A 19,519-nucleotide genomic window follows, 5' to 3' on the forward strand; every position below is an offset into this window, starting at 1 on the left:
GGATAATTATAATGAAAATTTCTGCAATAATATTGGCAAGCGGTTTTTCAAAAAGAATGCCGCAAAATAAATTAAAACTTTTGATACGGGAGAAAAAAGTATATCAGTACATTATCGACAATATAGAAAAAATCGAATTTGCGGAAAAAATAATTGTAACAAATGACAGCGAAATCTCACTTTATGCTTCCGAAAGAAAAATCAAGCCGGTACCTAATGAAACTGCACATATCGGAAAATCGGAATCGATAAAAAAGGGAATAAAGGCATCCGGATCTGCCGATGCTTATATGTTCTTTGTAGCAGATCAGCCTTTTTTAACGGTTCCTACAATAAAAAATCTTATGGAATTCTATTGTAAAAACAAAGATTATATTATTTATCCTAAATACGGGAATGACCGGGGTTCTCCCGTAATCCTCCCTTCTAAATACAAGAACGAATTATTAAACCTTGAAAAAGATAAGGGCGGAGCCTCTTTAATAAATGAGAATAACTCAAAGTTTTTAATCATTGAAAACACAATCGAAGGCTTTGATATTGATGATACTGAAAGCTATGAAAAAATTATTAAGATTGGTATGTAATAAATTTCGTTTTTTGCGAATTTTTACTATATTCTAATAATTTAAAAATTAGTGTATAATATAGCTTGAGGTTTTATAATGAGAATAAACACGATAATTAACGGCCGTCCGATTGAAGCGGATGTAGATGAAAAAATGAGGCTCATCGATTTTTTAAGAGATGAACTAAATTTGACGGGAACAAAAGAAGGCTGCTCTGAAGGAGAATGCGGTGCCTGCACCGTAATTATGGATAAAAGAGCCGTTACCTCCTGTACCGTCTTGGCCGGACAAATAGACGGCAGCGAAATTTTAACCATCGAAGGTCTTGCAAAAAACGGAGAACTTGATATTCTACAAAAAAAATTCATTGAATACGGCGCCGTACAATGCGGCTTTTGCACTCCGGGGTTTATAATGAGTGCAAAAGCCCTTATGATGAACAATAAAAATCCCGGCCTAAATGAAATAAAAAGAGCCGTAGAAGGAAACCTCTGCCGATGTACCGGCTATATTAAAATCATTGAAGCCATAGAAGCGGCAGCAAAGGAGGTAAATTAATGCTCTATTCTCCTAAGGAAAAAAATGAATTATTAAACCTGCTAAAAAACATAGACGATTCCACTTTTATAATTGCCGGCGGAACGGATTTGGTTATTCACTTAAAAAATAGTAAGCTTACCGATTACAGCATTATCGATATAACAAAAATAAAAGAATTTAAAACTGTCTATGAAACAAAATATTTCTTACATATAGGCTCGCTTATAACTATGACCGAAATTTGCGAAAATAATATAATAGAAGAAAAATGTAAAGCATTATACCAAGCCGCTTATGAATTAGGCTCTACCCTTATAAGAAACAGAGCAACTATCGGCGGAAATGTCTGTAACGCATCCCAATCGGCAGATTGCAGTTTAGCATTATTTTGCTTAGAAGCTGCCGTAAAAATTCTTGATTGCAGCGGTGAGGAAAGAATCGTACCTATTGATGAATTTATAATCGGAAGGGAAAAAACTATTCTTACCAAAAATGAAGTTGTTACCGAAATTCTAATTCCTCAAAAAAATAGAGTGAGTGCATTTAAAAAAGTAGGAGCAAGGAAAGCCGTTACAATTTCTAAGGTAAGCTGTGCTGTAGAATACATACCCGATGATGGGGCACTGACAAATGTAAGAGCCTACTTAGGGGCTGTAGGAATAAAGCCTGTAAAAGCCGTTAATATTGAAACCTATCTTGAAGGGAAAAATATTTCAAGTATTAATCTTCAAGAATTACAAAACATTGCACATAACGAAATAGAAAATGCAATTCCTACACGCTCTTCCAGATTTTATAAAAGAACGGCGGTCGAAGGATTAATTGAAGACCTAATTAAAAACTTAAAAGAAGATTGAGGTTTATTATGAATAAATATAAATACATCGGTAAAAGATTCCAACGGGAAGACAGTCTTGAAAGAGTAATAGGTGCAACAAAATTTTTAGCAGACATAAAAAGATATAACATGCTTTACGGTAAACTAATACTGAGCGAAAAACCTCACGCAGAAATAAGTTTCGATTTTGATGAAGCATTAAAGGTAAAAGGAATTTACCGAATTCTAACATATAAAGATATTCCGAAAATACCGTATAACTGTATGGAATGGTTTACAGGAATAGCCGCACACCATGATGAATATATCTTAAATGATAAAGCGCGTTTTGTAGGCGATAGAATTGCCATTGTTTTGGGAGAAACAAAAAGAGCTGTTGAAGAAGCCGTAAAAAAAGTAACCGTACACTATAAGGAATTACCGGTTGTGACAAGCATTGAAGAAGCCGCTCAAGATAAGGTAATCCTTAAAAGAGAATCCAACCTTGCTTATGAAAAAAAAATAGCATGCGGAGATTTTGAAAAAGCGGAAGCGGAGGCCGATTACATAATAGAAGATACGGGCTCCACTCCGCGTACCCATCACCTTGCAATAGAACCTCACATCTCCTTAGCCGAATTTGACGACTTCGGAACTTTAATAATACACAGCCCGGGACAAATCGTTTTTGCAGTGCAAATGCACATGGCCCGCATTTTACAAATTCCGTACTCAAAAGTGAGGGTAATTAAGACTAACATGGGCGGCTCCTTTGGAGGAAAGCAGCAGCCCCTTTTGGAATTTACTGCAGGTGCCGCAGCATGGATTTGTAAACGCCCCGTACTTGTTTACATGGACAGGGAGCAAAGCATAATAGGAACATTTTCACGTAATCCTACTCAGGTAAAAATCAGAACCGCTGTAAAAAAAGACGGAACCATATTAGGCAGAAAGGTTGAAACCCTAATCGACGGCGGAGCCTATGATACAAATAATACAAGCATAACAAATGCCTATGCAAAAAAACTTTTTAGACTTTATAAAATTTATAATCAGGAATTTCACGGCAGGGCTTATTATACAAATGGAATTCCAGGAGGAGCTTGCCGTGCCTACGGAGGCCCTCAGTCCCATGCCGTTTCCGAAATTAATATAACAAATGCCGCAAAAAAATTAGGAATAGACCCTTGCGAATTCCGTCTTAAAAATTTAGTTGACCCTTATGATGACGATCCCGTAGGAGGTCCCAATTTAGGAAAGGCAGCGGTCAAAGAATGTATCATTAAAGGAATGGAAACTTTCGACTGGAAAAACAAATACAATAACATCCATAAACAAAACACCGAACGCTATGCCTACGGAGTAGGAGTCGCCTGTGCCACGCACGGAAACGGCTATCTTGGGGCCTTCCCCGATTTTATAAATACCGAAATGATATTAAACCCCGACGGTTCCGTTTTTGTAAAAATTGCGGTACACGAGCAGGGCTGCGGAACAATCGACTCCTTAAAGCTTATAGCGGCAGAAGCCCTTGACATTGACCCATCCGCAATTACAATACCCGAAGCGGATACGGCAATAACACCTTATGACGCAGCAGGCACACAGGCAAGCAGAGTAACCTTTGTTGCAGGCGGAGCACTCATTGAAGCTGGAGAATTATTAAAAGCAAAACTTTTCGATACGCTCAACAAGGTAGAAAATATCCCGCTTGAAGATATGTACACGGATTCGGGTATTGTAAAAATCAAAAACTCATCTAAAACCTACACTTACGGAGAGATAGCTACAATGAGAGAAAAAAAACTTTCGGATCAAACTTCCGTTTATGTTCATCACGAACAAAAAACAAACCCCGCAGCCTTTGCCGCCTGCTTTGCCGAAGTTAAGGTCGACAAAAAAACGGGGCTTGTAGAAATAACCGATTTGCTTGCAATTCACGACATAGGGAAAGCCATTAATCCTTTATTGGCAGAAGGCCAGATTCACGGCGGCTGCCAATTTATTTTAGGCATGGCTCTTTCCGAGGAAATTATCAGAGATGAAGAAGGCTATATCAAAAACAGCACTCTCTCAAAATATCATGTTTTAAATTCGCAAGATATGCCATATATAAAAACGCTTCTTATTGAGAGTGAAGACGAAAAGGCTCCCTACGGCTTAAAAAGCGTAGGCGAAATTTCGGCGGTAGCACCGGCCCCTGCTGTTCTTAATGCAATAAATCATGCATTGGGAACAAACATTACCGACTATCCGGCAACACCCGAAAGAATTGTTGAAGAACTTACAAAATTATCTCAAAAACGAGGCTTTATATAAACAAAGGGTTTATCATCAACATATTTTAAATGAATTTGTGAAGACTCATCTTTTTTATAAATAAGATTAAGAAGCTCGATTATTTTTTTGTCAAAAGAATTATCGGATTTTTCTACCATCTCAAAGATTGTGTTTTGATGAATACAATAAACAATATCGGAATATTGAATTGCAAGAGCCGGATTATGAATAGAAACTATTATGCTCTTTTTTTCTTCTTTACACAGCTTGCATATAATTTCTATGAGTTTATGCTCATTATAAAAATCAAGGTTTGAGGTAGGTTCATCTAAAAGCATGATAGGAGCATTTTGAACAAGACCGCGTGCAAGCAAAATTAGACGGGCTTCACCCGAACTTAACTGAGTATAAGGACGCTCGGCAAAATCTTTTAATCTCAATTTTTCGAGCACATAATCCGTAAATTCCCAATCTTCTTTTGAAGGAGCCTTTATTTCCGATTGATAAGGATTTCTTCCCATAACTACAAAGTCTCTTACAGTGTAAGCAAAGACGCTCCGATGTTCTTGCGGAATATAAGAAACATAGCGGGAAAATTCTTTCCGTGTTAATGAGCCTGAATCTTTTTGCAATACCGACAGCGTTCCGCTTACAGGTTTTTCCAAACCGGCCAATAATCTTAAAAGAGTAGTTTTACCTGCGCCGTTCGCACCTATCAAACTTATAATCTTATTTTGCGGAATAATTTGCGATATGTTTTTAAGTACGGTAGTTTTTCCTCTTTCGGCAAAAACATCCTTAAGCTCAAAAGCCGTATTCATAGCCTACCTTCTTTTTAGCCGACATAAAACTTGCAAGCCCCGCAGCACCTATAAATGCCGTTATAATACTTATCGGAATTTCTCCTCCGGTGATAGAACGTGCAAAGGTATCTGCAACAAGTAAAAGAGATGCCCCGCATATAAACGAAAACGGAACCAGCTTATCGTTATTATTTCCAAAAAGAAGTCTTACAATATGAGGAGCAATTAAACCTATCCAACTTATTATTCCGGCAGCAGAAACAACGACGGCCACCAACAAGGTAGAAGAAGCGATAAAAAGCAGTCTCATTTTTTTTACCGATACGCCGAGGCTTGCAGCTTCTTCATCTCCCAAGGACAAAATATTTAATTGCCTGCGGTATAAAAAAATAAAACATCCTCCCAAAAACACAATCGGCAAAAACACGATAAAATTCCGCCATGTAATAATATTAAAACAGCCCATCAGCCAAAACTCAAGAGAGGGTAACTCATTCATCGGGTCGGCAGTATATTTAATAATCGAAACACAAGAACCGGCTATTGCATTTATGATAATACCTGCAAGGATAAGCCTTATAAGAGAATGTTCCCCTCCTATATGAGAAATTTGTAAGACTAAGATAACTGCAATTATTCCCCCTGCAAAAGCAAATGTTTGCACGATAAAAGGACTTGCATGAAAAATAACTATTGCAAGAGCTGCCCCAAGAGAAGCGCCGGAAGAAACACCTATAATATCGGGGGAAGCAAGAGGATTTCTAAAAAGGCTTTGTAAACTTGTACCGCTTAAAGCTAAAACGCCCCCTGCAATAAATACAAATAAAGTTCTGGGAAGTCTTATATTTATAAAAACATTATAGGCTGAATTAGAATATTCTCCGCCTAGCGGGATAAGTATTTTAAATATTTCCGAAAATGGAATAAAATACCTTCCCCAACTAAGCGAAAAGAATACCGCAATGATGGGAATAATAACTAAAAATATTTTATACTTTTGTTTCACTCTACATTCAAGGATTTTATGTCTTTTTCTTTGCCGAAAAATTCCTTATAAAATGCTTTTACTTTTGTTTCAAAATAGCCTTCAGGTATCTTACCAGGATGCAATTTATCTGCGAGCCAAATAATACCTAAGCATGAACTGGGAATAGGAGAATCCCACTCATCAACAGATGACGGAAAGGTATAAATTTTTCCTGTGTCTACCGCAGGAATACCCTTCCACTCTTTTTTAGAAGACAGGTCTCCCGATTTTTTTGCACCAGCAGCCATAACAATAACTTGAGGAGCATATTTATGCACTTGCTCAAGAGAAACCTTTGTCCAATATGTGTCCTTTATATCGTCCGTAACCAATCGGCCGCCTGCAGCCTTAATAAGCTCCGCTTGAAACATTTTAGGGCTTAGTGCATTTAAGGCATCGGAGCGGCTGTTCATATAAACTGAAACAGGGGCTTCACCTTTTATAAAACCTGCCACATCACTTAAAATCTCATTATAAAATTTAAGAAGTTTATCGGCTTCTTTATTTTTACCGGCTGCTTTTCCCAACATTTTCACATAGCTGAAAAAGTTTTCCATAGTCTCAGGTTCAACAACCAAGGCCGGAACTCCGAGAGCTTCTATTTGAGGCAATTGATCAGCAGCCTTAAACGGAACAAGGATAAGATCGGGATTTACCGAAGCAAGGGCTTCAAGGTTTAAACTCTTTGCAGAGCCGCAAACGGGCTTTTCAGCTAATTCGGGAGCGAATTCTTTTATAAAGGGTCTTACTCCGCTCTTACCGCCGTCACCTGAAACGATTATATCTCTACAGCCGATTGCAAGAGCCGTATTACTCAAAATATAAAAAGGAGCGACTATACGCTCAGGCTTTTTTTGGATTATAACCTGCCGTCCCCGATGGTCGGTAACTTCGGCAAAAGTCCCGGTTCCCGACTTTTCACGGCTTCCGCCTGCCCATAATTGGAATCCTGCAATAACAAACATTAAAACAGCAAACAACTTCATTTTTTTTCTCATAGATATTCCTCCTGTGATTTAACTATAACTAACATACGATTTTACAGATATGTGAATGGTCTGTCAAGCATTTCACTCTCCTCTATTAAGCCCGTTTTTCATCCACATTATTTGTTGTTGAAAGTGCTTAATAAATTCCTCCGGTTTCCAGTTTTCGATAAAGGAGCGGGATATAAGATTATGAACAATGGCTTTGGTGTATTCTATAAGTTCCTTTATATCTTCATAAGTTGAAAGGGAAAGAGAGATTTTTTTTAGATTTGAAAAATATATCTTTTCCATTTCGGCAACCTTTTCGGTTTGAAGATATTTTTTTCTGTATTCAAGCCAAGCCTTATCCAAATCGGGAGTCCAATAAAGAAAGCGATTTCTGTATAAATTGCGCTTTGACGGCTTATAAAGCTCCTTTGAAAGAATCTCGCCATATCTTAAAAGGGCATTAAAAAAAATCGTTATCGCTTTCTAATTATTCAAGGCAGAAAAGATCTATAGAAAAAAATCTTATAATCATATGGTATCTTGAAATTCCGCAACAAAAAAGCTATCATAAGTTTTTATTAGGAGGTATGATAAACAGTTCGGCAGAAATTCAGCCTCACTGTTTATCTGCCGAGTTTTGTACCTTAGGTACAAAACTTCGCATTATTATATGTATGTGCTTTCAGCACATACTTGAAAAACTTTTTTCAGGATTTGATAATCCTTGCAAAAAGTTTTTATTAGAGGTAATCTATGAAAATTTTATATGAAAAAACACCGCTTTTTGATGAAGGCTTTTTAAAGGTCTCGGATATTCACAGTATTTATTATGCTCAATACGGCAATCCCGATGGGAAGCCCGTAGTTTTTTTACACGGAGGCCCCGGAGGAGGATGTATTCCGGTTGCCAGCCAATACTTTGATCCCGAATTTTACCGAATAGTTTTATTCGATCAAAGGGGTGCGGGAAAAAGTTTACCTCCTTGCGAGATGAAAGAAAACAAATCGGAAAATCTGGTTGAAGATATAGAAAAACTACGGGAACATCTAAGTATTAAAAAATGGATGGTCTTCGGCGGAAGCTGGGGAAGTACCCTCGCTCTAATCTATTCCATAGCTCACCCCGATAAGGTTGTATCTATAATCCTACGAGGAATCTTTTTAGGAACGCAAGAAGAAATAGACTGGATTTACGAAGAAGGCGGAGCTTCCAAATTCTTCCCTGAAGATTTTGAAGCCTACCAAAATTTTATTCCGCTGGAAGAAAGGAGCTCCTTGGTAAGGGCTTATTCAAAACGCCTTTTTGGAGAGGATAAAAAACTTTCGCTTGAAGCTGCCCATAAGTGGAGCCGCTGGGAATCGGCCCTCGTGCGTCTCTTTCCGGCTGTCTATGATATGAGTGATGAAGAAGCCCTTGCTATGGCCAAGGCTGAATGTCATTACTTTTTACACAAGTGCTTTTTTAAGGATGATAATTATATCTTAAACAACTGCAATAAGATTAAAGACCTCCCATGTACTATCGTGCAAGGAAGATACGATATGGACTGTCCGCCCTTCTCCGCTTATAAACTGCATAAAAAATTACCCAAATCGAATTTGAACATTGTCTTATTCGGAGGACACTCCAGCATGGAACCGGGACTGGTGGACGGCCTTGTAAGAGCTGCAGAAGACCATAAAAAATTTTTTTAGTTTATTATGAATTCTCATTTACAAGGCAAACATAAAATCTTTGAAGGTCCCTACGATATAAGAGCTTACAATGACAAAAATATGATAGGATTTAACCGTGTTTATAAAAAAACATTGGAGGACAACAAAGAGGACAAGAGCCTTTCAGATGAAGAAAATTTAAGAGGTGAAATTACAGTCTATATACCTAAAAAGAAAGGAACATATCCTCTTATCTTAATAAGCCATGGTTGGGCTAATTATAAATACGGTTTGTTACCTATCGGACACTATCTTGCCTCATACGGATATGCCGTAGTTCTTTTTACTTCAAAGAAAAAAGCCATTCCAAAGGATTGGATTCCAACCTTTACTGCCGTCCACAATTTGATAAAGAATAAAAATGAAGATTCCTCTCACGATTTATACGGCTTAATCGATATAAATAATATAGGTATTGTAACCCATTCGATGAGCGGGCCTGCATCTTTTTATTACGCAAGCCTTATGCCTGAAGTTAAGGCTATAAGTGCAATTCATCCTTATAATGGAGCCTCACCTATTGTTGAAGCCATAGCAAGCTCCAATGAAGAACTAGGCGACGAATTCCCGAAAATTAAAAGTGCCGTTTTATTTTTAACTTCCGAAATTGATAGATCCGCTTATCCCGAAAAAACCTACAAGTTTTTTAAAAACTTAAATAAAGATGCCCCTGCATGTTTTCTCTCATTTAAAAATATAAAGCATAATGGGGCCTTGGATATTTTTAAAACACCCCTATCCGGAGGCTATGATGAAAAAGCATTTAAACTTTATTCCCGTCTTTCAGTATTATGGCTTGATGCATTTTTAAAGGGTAAAAAAGAAAATTTAAAATATTTTCAAATAAATGATGAAAGTTTTCAAGATATTAAGGACTTGCTCTATACCGAAATACATAGAGAGCACGAAACCTATCCAAGCTATGATTCGCGCAATTTAAAATAAAAAAGCTGCCTTTATCGGCAGCTTTTTGCTTTAATAGTTATAAACTCAATCAATCACGAGGGGCATACTCATAGGACTCATCATCATCCTTAACTTCCGTATCATAGGGCATGATAATAGCCGCTATTATGTAAACAATGATTCCGGAACCTACAAATAAAGCAAATATAATCCACAGGAGCCTTATCAAAACAGGGTCAATACCAAGATACTCGGCAAGTCCTGCACAAACTCCTAAAATTTTTTTATCCCTTGATGATTTGCATAATCTCTTTTTCATCTTTTCCTCGTAAAATAAGTCTATTTGACTTCAGACTTGGCACTTACGGTTCTGTTTCTCTCTTCCCAAGGAGAAGAAACCCTGTTTGTATCGGATACAACAAAGAAACAGGCGGTTATCTTATTAAACCAATCGGAATTTGAATCATCCTTGCGCAGAATATAGCGGCATTCCTTTCCGTCCTTTGAAAAAGCTCTGCACCCGTTTACAGGCTTTCCCGATGCATCTATCATAGAACCGGAATCTTTATAGTATTTTTCTCCCGGCACATCAAACCAAAAATATCCGTTTTTTACGCGTTCATCATTTACCGAAAAGAAAATTTCTATCGAGTCAGCTTCTTTTGAAACCGATTTAATTACAGGAACCGAAAGAGCGGCTATTTCATTCTTTGACGAAGATTGAGGAACTATCTTTTTGATATTTTCCGGAGCAGTTTCAGCAGAAGTAAGGTTTCCTTCTTCAGCCTTGGATTCATCGGTTTTATCTTGAGCTTTCTTTTCAAAACCGGTAATATCCAGAACCTGCTCATACTTATTGCCGTTCCTATCGGTAAGAATGAATTTCCACTTTCCGAGAGCAACGGAACCTGATCCTTCCCCGCATTGAAGGCGTTTTACGGATGCAATCTTAGCCTTGTCATCAATTTCGGTTATCTTTTCAAGCTGAGAAGAATTTAATACCCACATATCGACCGGGGATTCAACCAAAAGTTTCTGGACATAATTTGTATTAAAAGAGCCTTCATAATTGATAAAAAAGCTTATAAACATCTCACCATTGCCTTTAAGCGTTCCGTTCCATATTGAAGTATCCAATCTTTCTATCATCCATGTAACCGAATTAACGGATATCTGTCCGGGCCCTGATGGAGTATCAGAAGCCTGCTTCGGAGTCGACTTACAGCCTAAAACAAGAGCCGTGCATAAAATTGCGATAAATATTTTTGAGTAGAGTTTTTGCATTTTCAATTCCTCCTCCTTCTATTATACACCTATAATTGCAAAAAGACAACAGCAATGAGGATAATTTTAACTATTTATGTTTAAGGACCTTTGCTCTTCACTGATAAATTGATGGGTATAAAGCTCATAATAATGGCCTTTTTGCTTCATCAGCTCATCATGATTACCGCACTCAATCATTTTTCCGCCTTCAACAACAATTATCTTATCTGCATTTCTTATTGTCGATAATCTATGGGCTACAACAAAGGAGGTGCGTCCCGATAATACGGTCGTAATGGCACTCTGAATTTTTTGTTCGGTTTCGGTATCTATTGAAGAAGTTGCTTCGTCCAAAACAAAGAGGCGAGGGTTTCTTACCAAGGTTCGGGCAAAAGAAACAAGCTGCTTTTGTCCTGTGGAAAGAAGGCTTCCTCCTTCTCCGACCTCCGTATCATAAGCCTTTTCCATTTTAACTATAAAATCATGGGCATCTACCAGCTTTGCAGCCTCGATAATTTCTTCATCGCTCGCATCCAATTTTCCGTACCTGATATTTTCTGCAATCGTTCCCGAAAAAAGATGGGGAGACTGAAGCACATAGCCTAGGTTTTCGTGAATCCAACTCTCGGGCATATCCGTATAGTCTATGCCGTCCACAAGGATGCGTCCGCTTTTGGGCTCATAAAACCTGCAAAAAAGATTGACAATGGTAGATTTTCCGGCTCCCGTAGCCCCGACCAAGGCTATAGTCTGTCCCGCTTCAACATCGAGGCTAAAACCGCTTAATACAGGTTCTCCCTCCTTGTACCAAAAGGAAACATCGTCAAATTTTACATTACCCTTAATAGCCGGCCGTTTTTCATCTGTGGGACAAATGGCTGTACCGTATTTTTTTATAACCTCATCCTTGTCCTTAATTTCGGACTCCTCTTCAAGAAGCCCGAAAATTCGCTCGGCTGCTGCCTGAGCCGAAATAAATTCGGCAAAAAGGTCGGCGGCTTCAGCTAAAGGAGCATTAAACTGAGTAACATAAGAAAAAAAGGCAACCAGCAAGCCCATCGTAATAGCCCCCGAAACAACCGAAATTCCTCCATACACAATCATGAGGGCGGTGCCGACAGCGCCGATTAATTGAACGGTTGGCATAAGAATAGACGAAATTAAGATACCAATGATAGATGCCTTTTTCATCTCCTCGGTTTTGGACAAGAATTCTTTTGCATTAAGTTCTTCACGAACCAAGGTCTTAGTTGTCTTAGCACCCTGAATATCCTCATTGTAGGAGGCTGTCAATTGAGAATTTATTTTGCGCACCCGTCTTTGTGCTTTTAAGATTTTACCCCGCAGATAAATACTGAAAAGCACAATTACGGGAAGGGTCAGTAAGCCTATGAGAGCAAGCCGAGGGCTGTCTCCAAGCATAGCAATTATTACAGCCATCATCATACAAAAACCCCAAAATAGGTCGGTTGCACCCCATGCGACAATGCTGGATAATTTATTTATATCGGAGGACATTCTTGACATAAGCCAGCCGACAGCATTTTTATCGTAAAAAGAAAGTGAAAGGGACTGCAATTTTGTAAAACACTTTGTTCTCAGGCGGTGGCACATTTTTATTTCCAAATGGCCTATAAATTTTATAAAGAAAAAAGTAGAGGCTGCAGTAATCAGCAAGAACACTACCGTAAAAATGATTGAAGCATTAAAATTGCTTAAATCCCGCCCCTTTACAAAGGTGTCTAGAACATATTTGGTCATCTTAGGCTGGACAACATCCAATGCTCCTGTCAGACCGCCCAAAAGAATGCCCGGAACCAGCAGCTCCTTAAAATAACCGAATTCTTTTAGAACCTTCTTCCATATCCCGCTTTTAAATTTCTCGTTACCTTTATCTATATCAAAATCTTCCATAATTTTATTTCCTTAAATTACGCTCTAGCTTGTACAGCACTTTGAATATCGTAAATTCTCTTATATAAACCTTCTTGAGCTATGAGCTCCTCATGAGTGCCCTCTTGGCTTATCTTTCCGTTTTCTAAAACGATTATATTATCTGCATCGCAAATAGTCGAAATTCTATGCGAAATTATAATCATAGTTTTGTTTCCCTTTTCTTCCTTTAGTGCGGAACGGATGCTGATATCCGTTTGAGTATCCACCGCCGAAAGGGAATCATCAAAAATAATAACGGGAGAATCTTTGATGAGTGTTCTGGCAATTGCAAGCCTTTGTTTTTGCCCTCCCGATAAAGATACACCGCGCTCGCCGACCAAGGTTTCATAGCCTTTTTCAAACTTACTTATTTCATCATCTAAAAAAGCAACCTTTGAGAAATGACGGGCCGAGGAATCCGAAATATCAGGGACGGCCAATTTGATGTTTTCCATAATTGTTCTGCCGTATAAAAAAGGCTCCTGCAAAATAAGCCCTACCTGCGACCTTATCCAGCCCTTGTCTATTGTGTTTAATTCTTTTCCGTCTATTTTAATAGAACCGGAATCATATTCATAAAGACGGGCAAGTAAATGTACAAGGGAGCTTTTTCCCGAACCTGTAGGCCCTAAGATTGCAAGGGTCTGTCCGCTTTTAATGCTAAAAGAAACATTGTCAAGTATCTTTTGATTTTGCGTTTCGGGATAAGAAAACGAAACGGAATCAAAAACTATGTTTCCGGTAATTTTGGGTTTTTCGTTTGTCGGAAAAATATCTTCAGGTGTTTCATTTAAAATAGTCTCAATACGGTTTGCCGAAACAAATGATTTACCGATATTGCTTATTATTCGCCCTAAACGGCGAACAGGCCAGATTAACATTTCCGTATAAGAAATAAAGGCTACCAAATCGCCTGCCGTTATCTCATTGCGGTAGGCCAGAAGGCTTCCGTAAAGGATTATCCCAAAAACTTGAGCAATCGAAAGAGAATCGGCAAAGGCCCAAAAGGCGGCAAAGCTGTTGTTAATCTTTAAATTCTGATTGCGGTATCTCTCGCTCCGTTTAATAAATTTTTCTATTTCGTATTGATGGCGGGTAAAAGCCTTTACGACTCTTATGCCGGTTAAATTTTCCTGTATCGCAGTAGTCATTGAGGCTTCATACTCCGTTGCCTTTTTAAATTGACTTTGAATTCTTTTAAAAAATATAGCTGATGAAAAGAATGTTAAAGGCATAATGCAAAAGGAGATAAGCATCAGGTTTGTGTTTAATTGCGCCATCAGGTAAATAGTATAAATTATTAAAAACACGGCACTTATAGTGTCCATTATCTGGGAATACAGAGCCAAGCGGATGGTTTCAACATCAGAAGTACATCGCTGAATCAAATTTCCGGTTTCTGCCTTTGAATGATAAGAATAAGGAAGAAGCTGAATGTGATTGAACAATCTGTTTCTCAGAGTCTTTATTGAGCGCTCGGTTGCAATACTGGCTATATTTATTCTGCCGAATGTAAAGATGCCCCTTATAAGTGAAAATGCAACTACCAAGGAGGCCATCACAATAAGACCGCTTGTTCCGTTTAAGTGATTTTTAAACAAGGCAACAAGCTGAGATATTAAACCTTTCGGCAGGGGAGCTCCGCCTATTACCGAGTCTATTGTAATTCGGATTAACTGGGGCTGCATAGCAACAATCACTTGCGAAAAAAGCGTAAAAATAAGGGCAAGCAGATAAAGCCGGCTTTGCCCTCTCGCATACGATAAAAGTTTTTTTAAATTTTGCATAGTTTGATACCCTAATTCCTAAATTATTATTTTAACACAAAAAAAATATTTATGCTATATAAATTCAAAACCAATTTTAATTAAGTTTTATAGAAATATGGAAGCCCTGAAGTCATCCTCGCGATTGTAGAAATAAATAATGCAGTACAGGAAGTAAATGAGATTACCCAAAGGAATAAGCAAAGCATAGAAGTATTGACAAGTGAAGTTCAAAAATTTAAGGTTTAGAAAAAATAAAAACTTTTTAATAATAATCTTGAATTATTGGGAAATTTTGTGTATAATATGGGGATGACTATTTATACGGATTTACTACACCTGTTGCGGATGTTTTCTTTACGTAGAAACAGTGCTCAAGTGACCTTACAACCTTTTCAAGATTATCTCCACCGCTATGCACGGCATTTTTTACAGCAAAAACCGGAGTTGGCTGTTCATCTTGAAATTTCTCTTGAAACTCTTTTAAGTGAACTAAAAAAAATACAAGATGATGGGGATATCGAAATAACAACGGATAAATCCAATACAACTATTATATTTGTTCCATACTACCATGTAGACAATATATCCCGTCAATATGCACATCTTGAGCAGCATCCGGACATCCCTTTTCCGCTTTTATCCGATCTGCCTAGGAATTTTCCCGGGAAACTTTTAAAGGCAATAAGCGTTTCAGATGATTTGGCTGAGCTAGCCCCCGAATCAAAGGAAAATTCTTTTTTATATGCCCTAAACTACAATGGAGACATTCCGGCCCTCATCTTCCCCGGTTCTTATACAACAGAAAAACTCTTAAATTTAGCCTTAGGCAAGATTAAACTTTTTTTATCAAAAGATGAAAGCAGGGATTATATGCAAAAGAGGCTCATGGTGGCCAATCCCGGTAAGGAATTTACGGTTAAGACCTTTATCACAAAAACTATGGCACATAGTGTTAACAGCTTTCAAAATGTTAAAGAATCAGGCGATAACTATATATTGTGGGGACAGTTATGTGCCTTCATAAAACAGGAATTTGTCAAAAAGAATGAAAAATTGCCTGATGAGATAGCCTTACTACAGGCTGCCGGTATTCTGGAATATTTAAATAACTATTACAGAAACAAAACTCAAAAAGACCTTCAAACAGACACGGCTTTAAAAAATCTTCTTCTAGCTTTTCAGAAGGCGCCTTATTATTTTACAATGAAGCAAATAACACAATTTACCGATTCCAGAGGAGTTCCGCTGCTTGGGCAATATTCTGAGGAAACCTTACAAAATTTTATGAAGCAAAAAGCCAGCTCCTCGGAAAAGTACATAATTCCGGATATTCTTACCTTTACAAATGCTTCAAATGATAGATTCTATTTGCTTACCGAAAAGGTTGTTCCTCTTTTGATATCTCTTATCAATGAAGCAAGAAAGCCTGTTAGGGAGCTATGTATAAAAAAATGGCATGAAATGTTAATGAATTTTGAGCAAGATGACTCGATAAAAAATGACACGGCTTTTAATGAATTATTAAGAGAAATTACCGCTCATTCGGCACCAAATCTATACGGACTTTTAAATGCTCCGTTTATTTTATCAATCATTGCAGATCCCCGCTTAAATGAAATTCAAGCTATGGAAATAAACAGAATTTTTCCGGCAGGTAAGCCTGCAGCATATAGCGAAATTTTAATGCTCAACCGACACGAGATTTTAAGCGATACCAAAATTCTTCTTCCATTTTGGTATACGATTCCTATAATTTCTTCAATAATTGCATTTTTTAAACGAAAGAAAAAGATACCTCAGCCTGTACAGCCCGAAAAAAAAGAGACTTCTTATAAAAAGCCGAAGCTAAAATTAAAGGATGCTGCAGAAAAAATAAGCGCTGAATTTATCCCTGAAGGAATGACACTGGATCAGACTTTGGAAAAAGCTTTGGATGAATGGAATCAAACTTTGGGACATCCTGCAAGAGAGAATCTGACAGAGGACGTAAATGCATTAATCCGAGATTATTTAAGGGGCATAAATAGAACGCTTTCCTTTTCCAGCTTTACCGCCGACAGAGTCAGAAGTCTGGCTAAAACTCTGCTGGAGTCTTCCAGCCTTTTAAAAATAAAGGAGAGAAAGGCTTTACAAAACTATGCAGAACTTTACATCGTAAAATTGGTATCGCAGTATTCTTAATTTATGTTGAGTTTTATAAGTACAACCAACACGATTTTTTTAAGCATCCTCCTTCAAGCCTTTCCTTTTATGCTTTTGGGGATAGTTATATCTTCAATCCTTCATGTTTTTATTTCGGGTAATTTTATCGTTAAAGTTTTTCCGAGCAGACACGGTCTTGGATTTTTAACAGCCGTATTCGGCGGACTTGTTTTTCCGGTATGTGAATGTGCTTCGGTGCCCGTTCTTTCAGGACTTATAAAAAAAGGGGTTATCATGCCTATTGCGGTAACCTTTATGCTTGCAGCTCCTATTTTAAATCCCATTTCAATAATGGCCACCTTATATGCCTTCCCTGAATCTCCGATGATTGCGGTATATAGGATAATCTTAGGTATAGTAACAGCCGCCTCAATCGGGATATTGCTTTTGTTCTATCCTAAAAACGAATATTTGAAGGAAGACATAGAGAACGATAATCATTGTTCTTGCGGCTGCAATTGCGAAGACTCTTACAGCGCATCTCATGGTTCCGGACAAAGATCCTTTATTGAAAATCTAAAAGAAATGTTCTTGCACAGCGGAGCGGAATTTTTTAATGTCGGTCCTTATTTTATATTGGGAGCCTTATTTACTTCCCTAATACGAGCCGGAGTACCGAGTAATTTTTTTATACAATTTAATGAATCCCATTCTTTGAGCGGAATTTTAATTATGATGCTTTTTGCCTTTATTTTTTCTGCATGTTCAACATCGGATGCCTTTATTGCCCGAAGCTTTTATGGAACTTTTTCACTTTTTTCAATTATGGGCTTCCTCGTATACGGCCCCATGATGGATATAAAAAACATCTTCATGCTTTTATCTATTTTTAAAAAACGGTTTGTAATAGAATTAACTATAATCATAACTATTATGAATATCATTTTTATAAGTGCAATGAGTTTTCTAATCAAGATATGAAAAAAATATTTTTAAGTGTTTTTATTGAAAAAATTATACGCTCCTTATTGTTATTGATAGGGTCTTTTATTTTTATCTATGCAGTAGTCTCACAAAAAGCCCTGTTATATGTTCATATCCGGCACATCGGTATAATTATTTTTTCGGCTATTGTGTTTTTTATAATAGGGATTCTTACAATGAAGGATGCTTTTTATTTTCCATATCACACTCATTCAAAAAGAAAAAGTCCCCTGTACCTAGTAATTTTTTTACTGCCAATTTTGTTTGCGATCCTTATTCCGTACAAAGCTTTAACTTCGGACTCTCTTGCATTTAACGGAGATATTTTTTTATTTCAAAAGCAAAAAGAAGAAGCCGGTTATAATTTCAATTTTAGACCGAGCAGGCTTTTGGAATTGGAAGACGGCTTTGTGGTTATGGATGATGAAACCTTCGGGCGCTGGCTGCCTGAACTTTATCTGAATTTGGACTCATGGGTAGATAAGAAGATAAAAATCGAAGGTAGTGTTTGGAAAAATCCTGAAGTTTTAAGTGAAAACGAATTTGCTATAGGAAGAATGTTGATGGTTTGCTGTGCAGCCGATATGCAGCCGGCAGGTCTCATAGCTCAATGGTTTAAGGCCAATGAGCTGAAAGAGGACGATTGGGTACGCGTTACAGGAACAATTTCAAAAATAGAATATGAAGGCAGTTTTGAACCTCTAATCATAGTCGATAATATAGAATCTATTCCGCGTCCGGTTTTAGAATATGTCTATCCTTTTTAAAGAGTTTTCCGATAATTGTTTTATTTAAGCCCCTTTAGACCAGTCCGTTTCTTTATCCATTTTTATTAAAACGGATTTTGTAATTTCTGCAATAGATTCTTTTGCATTAGCCTTTCTATTTTTAAAAATACATTTATGGGCAAGAACATAAGGAGCGATTATTTCAATATCCGTATCTTCAACCCAGTTTCGTCCATTAGAAAGAGCAATAGTTTTTGCAAGATGCAAAAATTGCAAAGAAGCCCTAGGAGAAGCCCCCAATTCAATGTCGGAATGTTCTCTTGTTTTATTGCAGATATCTATTATAGCTTTTTGTAGGGCTTTATGACAGTAAACTCTTTCTTGCTCTTCTCGAGATGTAATTATATTGCCTGTAGTGATGACGGGATAAAGTTTTGAAAGTGCCGACACACCGGGATTACCGTCAAGGATTTCAAGAGCAGACGCATCATCGGGATAACCTATAGAAATAGAAATCATAAATCTGTCAAGCTGAGCCGGAGGCAAAGGATAAGTTCCTAATGTTTCTACAGGGTTTTGAGTGGCAGCCGTAAAAAAAGTCTCGGGTAGTTTGTAAGTTTGTCTTCCAACAGTAACCTGTTTTTCTTCCATAACCTCAAGAAGCGCGGCTTGAACCTTGGGAGGAGTTCTATTTAATTCATCGGCTAAAAAAATGTCACAAAAAACGGGGCCTTTTATAAATTCAAAACTTTGAGTTTGAGCATTAAAAACATCAACACCGGTAATATCATATGGAAGTAAGTCAGGGGTACATTGAATCCTTTTAAACTCAGCAGTATCTCCATAGTCTTTTTTTATTAATTTAGCTAAGGCTTTTACCATTGTTGTTTTTCCGACTCCGGGAACATCATCTATAAGAACATTGCCTCCGGTCAAAAACGCCGCAACAAAAAGACGAATAACATCATCTTTTCCTTTTACCACTAAACCGATATTTTTTATAAGCTCATCTATTATATCTTTTGTATTCATATCAAACAGTATAACCGAAAATATAATT

The 19,519-nt window shown here is 37.5% G+C and carries 19 protein-coding genes; 10 read left to right on the forward strand and 9 right to left on the reverse strand.

What is annotated here, in order from left to right; all coding sequences use genetic code 11:
- Nucleotides 1-11 precede the first annotated feature (11 nt).
- The 4 genes from HO345_RS09995 (at nt 12) to HO345_RS10010 (ending at nt 4,245) form a co-directional block, all read left to right on the forward strand.
- The gene (locus HO345_RS09995; RefSeq protein ID WP_253682783.1) at nt 12-587 is read left to right on the forward strand and encodes an NTP transferase domain-containing protein; all 576 of its coding nucleotides are present in this window, start codon (nt 12-14) and stop codon (nt 585-587) included.
- A gap of 78 nt (nt 588-665) precedes the next feature.
- Complete coding sequence (locus HO345_RS10000) at nt 666-1,127, forward strand: (2Fe-2S)-binding protein (protein WP_253682784.1); 462 nt, start codon at nt 666-668, stop codon at nt 1,125-1,127.
- On the forward strand, nt 1,127-1,966 hold the full coding sequence (locus HO345_RS10005; RefSeq protein WP_253682785.1) for an FAD binding domain-containing protein: 840 nt from the start codon (nt 1,127-1,129) through the stop codon (nt 1,964-1,966). Before HO345_RS10000 ends, HO345_RS10005 begins: the two co-directional genes overlap by 1 nt.
- Before the next feature lie 8 nt (nt 1,967-1,974).
- Nucleotides 1,975-4,245, forward strand: a complete 2,271-nt coding sequence (locus tag HO345_RS10010) for a xanthine dehydrogenase family protein molybdopterin-binding subunit (protein ID WP_253682786.1) — start codon at nt 1,975-1,977, stop codon at nt 4,243-4,245.
- Here HO345_RS10010 and HO345_RS10015 read toward each other — a convergent pair.
- From HO345_RS10015 to HO345_RS10030, 4 genes are all read right to left on the reverse strand, one after another.
- Nucleotides 4,224-5,027: an ABC transporter ATP-binding protein gene (locus tag HO345_RS10015; RefSeq protein WP_253682787.1), complete on the reverse strand. Its 804-nt coding sequence runs from the start codon at nt 5,025-5,027 to the stop codon at nt 4,224-4,226. The two genes, HO345_RS10010 and HO345_RS10015, sit on opposite strands and share 22 nt — an antisense overlap.
- Nucleotides 5,011-6,015: a FecCD family ABC transporter permease gene (locus tag HO345_RS10020; protein ID WP_253682788.1), complete on the reverse strand. Its 1,005-nt coding sequence runs from the start codon at nt 6,013-6,015 to the stop codon at nt 5,011-5,013. Before HO345_RS10020 ends, HO345_RS10015 begins: the two co-directional genes overlap by 17 nt.
- Entirely contained in the window at nt 6,012-7,034 is a 1,023-nt protein-coding gene (locus HO345_RS10025) for an ABC transporter substrate-binding protein (protein WP_253682789.1), read from the reverse strand. The genes HO345_RS10020 and HO345_RS10025 overlap by 4 nt, the downstream gene beginning before the upstream one ends.
- Nucleotides 7,035-7,106: 72 nt before the next feature.
- Nucleotides 7,107-7,490, reverse strand: coding sequence for a hypothetical protein (locus HO345_RS10030; RefSeq protein WP_366796676.1), 384 nt, complete (start codon nt 7,488-7,490; stop codon nt 7,107-7,109).
- A gap of 110 nt (nt 7,491-7,600) precedes the next feature.
- On the opposite strand from HO345_RS10030, the gene HO345_RS10035 reads away from it, so the two are divergent.
- Genes HO345_RS10035 through HO345_RS10045 form a run of 3 tightly spaced genes read left to right on the forward strand, consistent with a single transcriptional unit; the run spans nt 7,601 to nt 9,674 of the window.
- Nucleotides 7,601-7,783 (forward strand): hypothetical protein, encoded by a 183-nt coding sequence (locus tag HO345_RS10035; protein WP_253682790.1) that lies wholly within the window; start codon nt 7,601-7,603, stop codon nt 7,781-7,783.
- Nucleotides 7,767-8,708, forward strand: coding sequence for a prolyl aminopeptidase (gene pip, locus HO345_RS10040; protein WP_253682791.1), 942 nt, complete (start codon nt 7,767-7,769; stop codon nt 8,706-8,708). Before HO345_RS10035 ends, pip begins: the two co-directional genes overlap by 17 nt.
- 6 nt (nt 8,709-8,714) lie before the next feature.
- Nucleotides 8,715-9,674, forward strand: a complete 960-nt coding sequence (locus HO345_RS10045) for a poly(ethylene terephthalate) hydrolase family protein (protein ID WP_253682792.1) — start codon at nt 8,715-8,717, stop codon at nt 9,672-9,674.
- A 49-nt stretch (nt 9,675-9,723) separates the two neighbouring features.
- Here HO345_RS10045 and HO345_RS10050 read toward each other — a convergent pair whose 3' ends face one another.
- The 4 genes from HO345_RS10050 to HO345_RS10065 form a co-directional block, all read right to left on the reverse strand.
- Nucleotides 9,724-9,954, reverse strand: coding sequence for a PspC domain-containing protein (locus tag HO345_RS10050; protein WP_253682793.1), 231 nt, complete (start codon nt 9,952-9,954; stop codon nt 9,724-9,726).
- Between the two features lie 20 nt (nt 9,955-9,974).
- Nucleotides 9,975-10,919, reverse strand: coding sequence for a hypothetical protein (locus tag HO345_RS10055; protein ID WP_253682794.1), 945 nt, complete (start codon nt 10,917-10,919; stop codon nt 9,975-9,977).
- Nucleotides 10,920-10,985: 66 nt separating this feature from the next.
- On the reverse strand, nt 10,986-12,815 hold the full coding sequence (locus HO345_RS10060; RefSeq protein WP_253682795.1) for an ABC transporter ATP-binding protein: 1,830 nt from the start codon (nt 12,813-12,815) through the stop codon (nt 10,986-10,988).
- Nucleotides 12,816-12,832: 17 nt separating this feature from the next.
- Nucleotides 12,833-14,623 carry an ABC transporter ATP-binding protein gene (locus HO345_RS10065; protein ID WP_253682796.1) on the reverse strand — a complete coding sequence of 597 codons (1,791 nt, stop codon included), beginning with the start codon at nt 14,621-14,623 and terminating at the stop codon, nt 12,833-12,835.
- 285 nt (nt 14,624-14,908) lie between these two features.
- Here HO345_RS10065 and HO345_RS10070 point away from each other — a divergent pair, with 285 nt between their 5' ends.
- Genes HO345_RS10070 through HO345_RS10080 form a run of 3 tightly spaced genes read left to right on the forward strand, consistent with a single transcriptional unit; the run spans nt 14,909 to nt 18,498 of the window.
- Complete coding sequence (locus HO345_RS10070; RefSeq protein WP_366796385.1) at nt 14,909-16,786, forward strand: hypothetical protein; 1,878 nt, start codon at nt 14,909-14,911, stop codon at nt 16,784-16,786.
- 3 nt (nt 16,787-16,789) lie between these two features.
- Nucleotides 16,790-17,728, forward strand: a complete 939-nt coding sequence (locus tag HO345_RS10075; protein WP_253682798.1) for a permease — start codon at nt 16,790-16,792, stop codon at nt 17,726-17,728.
- Complete coding sequence (locus tag HO345_RS10080; protein ID WP_253682799.1) at nt 17,725-18,498, forward strand: TIGR03943 family putative permease subunit; 774 nt, start codon at nt 17,725-17,727, stop codon at nt 18,496-18,498. The genes HO345_RS10075 and HO345_RS10080 overlap by 4 nt, the downstream gene beginning before the upstream one ends.
- A gap of 24 nt (nt 18,499-18,522) precedes the next feature.
- Here the strand turns inward: HO345_RS10080 and HO345_RS10085 are convergent, their stop codons facing one another.
- A complete protein-coding gene (locus HO345_RS10085; RefSeq protein WP_253682800.1) occupies nt 18,523-19,491 on the reverse strand; it encodes an AAA family ATPase in 969 nt (322 codons plus the stop codon).
- Nucleotides 19,492-19,519: the final 28 nt, after the last annotated feature.

This window comes from Treponema denticola, assembly GCF_024181645.1.
Classification (GTDB): Bacteria; Spirochaetota; Spirochaetia; order Treponematales; family Treponemataceae; genus Treponema_B; species Treponema_B denticola_A.

What these genes read in the sequence shown, in the direction of transcription:
- HO345_RS09995 (WP_253682783.1), top strand. Translation starts at nt 12, where the DNA reads ATGAAAATTTCTGCAATAATATTGGCAAGCGGTTTTTCAAAAAGAATG.
- HO345_RS10000 (WP_253682784.1), top strand. Translation starts at nt 666, where the DNA reads ATGAGAATAAACACGATAATTAACGGCCGTCCGATTGAAGCGGATGTA.
- HO345_RS10005 (WP_253682785.1), top strand. Translation starts at nt 1,127, where the DNA reads ATGCTCTATTCTCCTAAGGAAAAAAATGAATTATTAAACCTGCTAAAA.
- HO345_RS10010 (WP_253682786.1), top strand. Translation starts at nt 1,975, where the DNA reads ATGAATAAATATAAATACATCGGTAAAAGATTCCAACGGGAAGACAGT.
- HO345_RS10015 (WP_253682787.1), bottom strand. Translation starts at nt 5,027, where the DNA reads ATGAATACGGCTTTTGAGCTTAAGGATGTTTTTGCCGAAAGAGGAAAA.
- HO345_RS10025 (WP_253682789.1), bottom strand. Translation starts at nt 7,034, where the DNA reads ATGAGAAAAAAAATGAAGTTGTTTGCTGTTTTAATGTTTGTTATTGCA.
- HO345_RS10035 (WP_253682790.1), top strand. Translation starts at nt 7,601, where the DNA reads ATGATAAACAGTTCGGCAGAAATTCAGCCTCACTGTTTATCTGCCGAG.
- pip (WP_253682791.1), top strand. Translation starts at nt 7,767, where the DNA reads ATGAAAATTTTATATGAAAAAACACCGCTTTTTGATGAAGGCTTTTTA.
- HO345_RS10045 (WP_253682792.1), top strand. Translation starts at nt 8,715, where the DNA reads ATGAATTCTCATTTACAAGGCAAACATAAAATCTTTGAAGGTCCCTAC.
- HO345_RS10050 (WP_253682793.1), bottom strand. Translation starts at nt 9,954, where the DNA reads ATGAAAAAGAGATTATGCAAATCATCAAGGGATAAAAAAATTTTAGGA.
- HO345_RS10055 (WP_253682794.1), bottom strand. Translation starts at nt 10,919, where the DNA reads ATGCAAAAACTCTACTCAAAAATATTTATCGCAATTTTATGCACGGCT.
- HO345_RS10060 (WP_253682795.1), bottom strand. Translation starts at nt 12,815, where the DNA reads ATGGAAGATTTTGATATAGATAAAGGTAACGAGAAATTTAAAAGCGGG.
- HO345_RS10065 (WP_253682796.1), bottom strand. Translation starts at nt 14,623, where the DNA reads ATGCAAAATTTAAAAAAACTTTTATCGTATGCGAGAGGGCAAAGCCGG.
- HO345_RS10070 (WP_366796385.1), top strand. Translation starts at nt 14,909, where the DNA reads ATGGGGATGACTATTTATACGGATTTACTACACCTGTTGCGGATGTTT.
- HO345_RS10075 (WP_253682798.1), top strand. Translation starts at nt 16,790, where the DNA reads ATGTTGAGTTTTATAAGTACAACCAACACGATTTTTTTAAGCATCCTC.
- HO345_RS10080 (WP_253682799.1), top strand. Translation starts at nt 17,725, where the DNA reads ATGAAAAAAATATTTTTAAGTGTTTTTATTGAAAAAATTATACGCTCC.
- HO345_RS10085 (WP_253682800.1), bottom strand. Translation starts at nt 19,491, where the DNA reads ATGAATACAAAAGATATAATAGATGAGCTTATAAAAAATATCGGTTTA.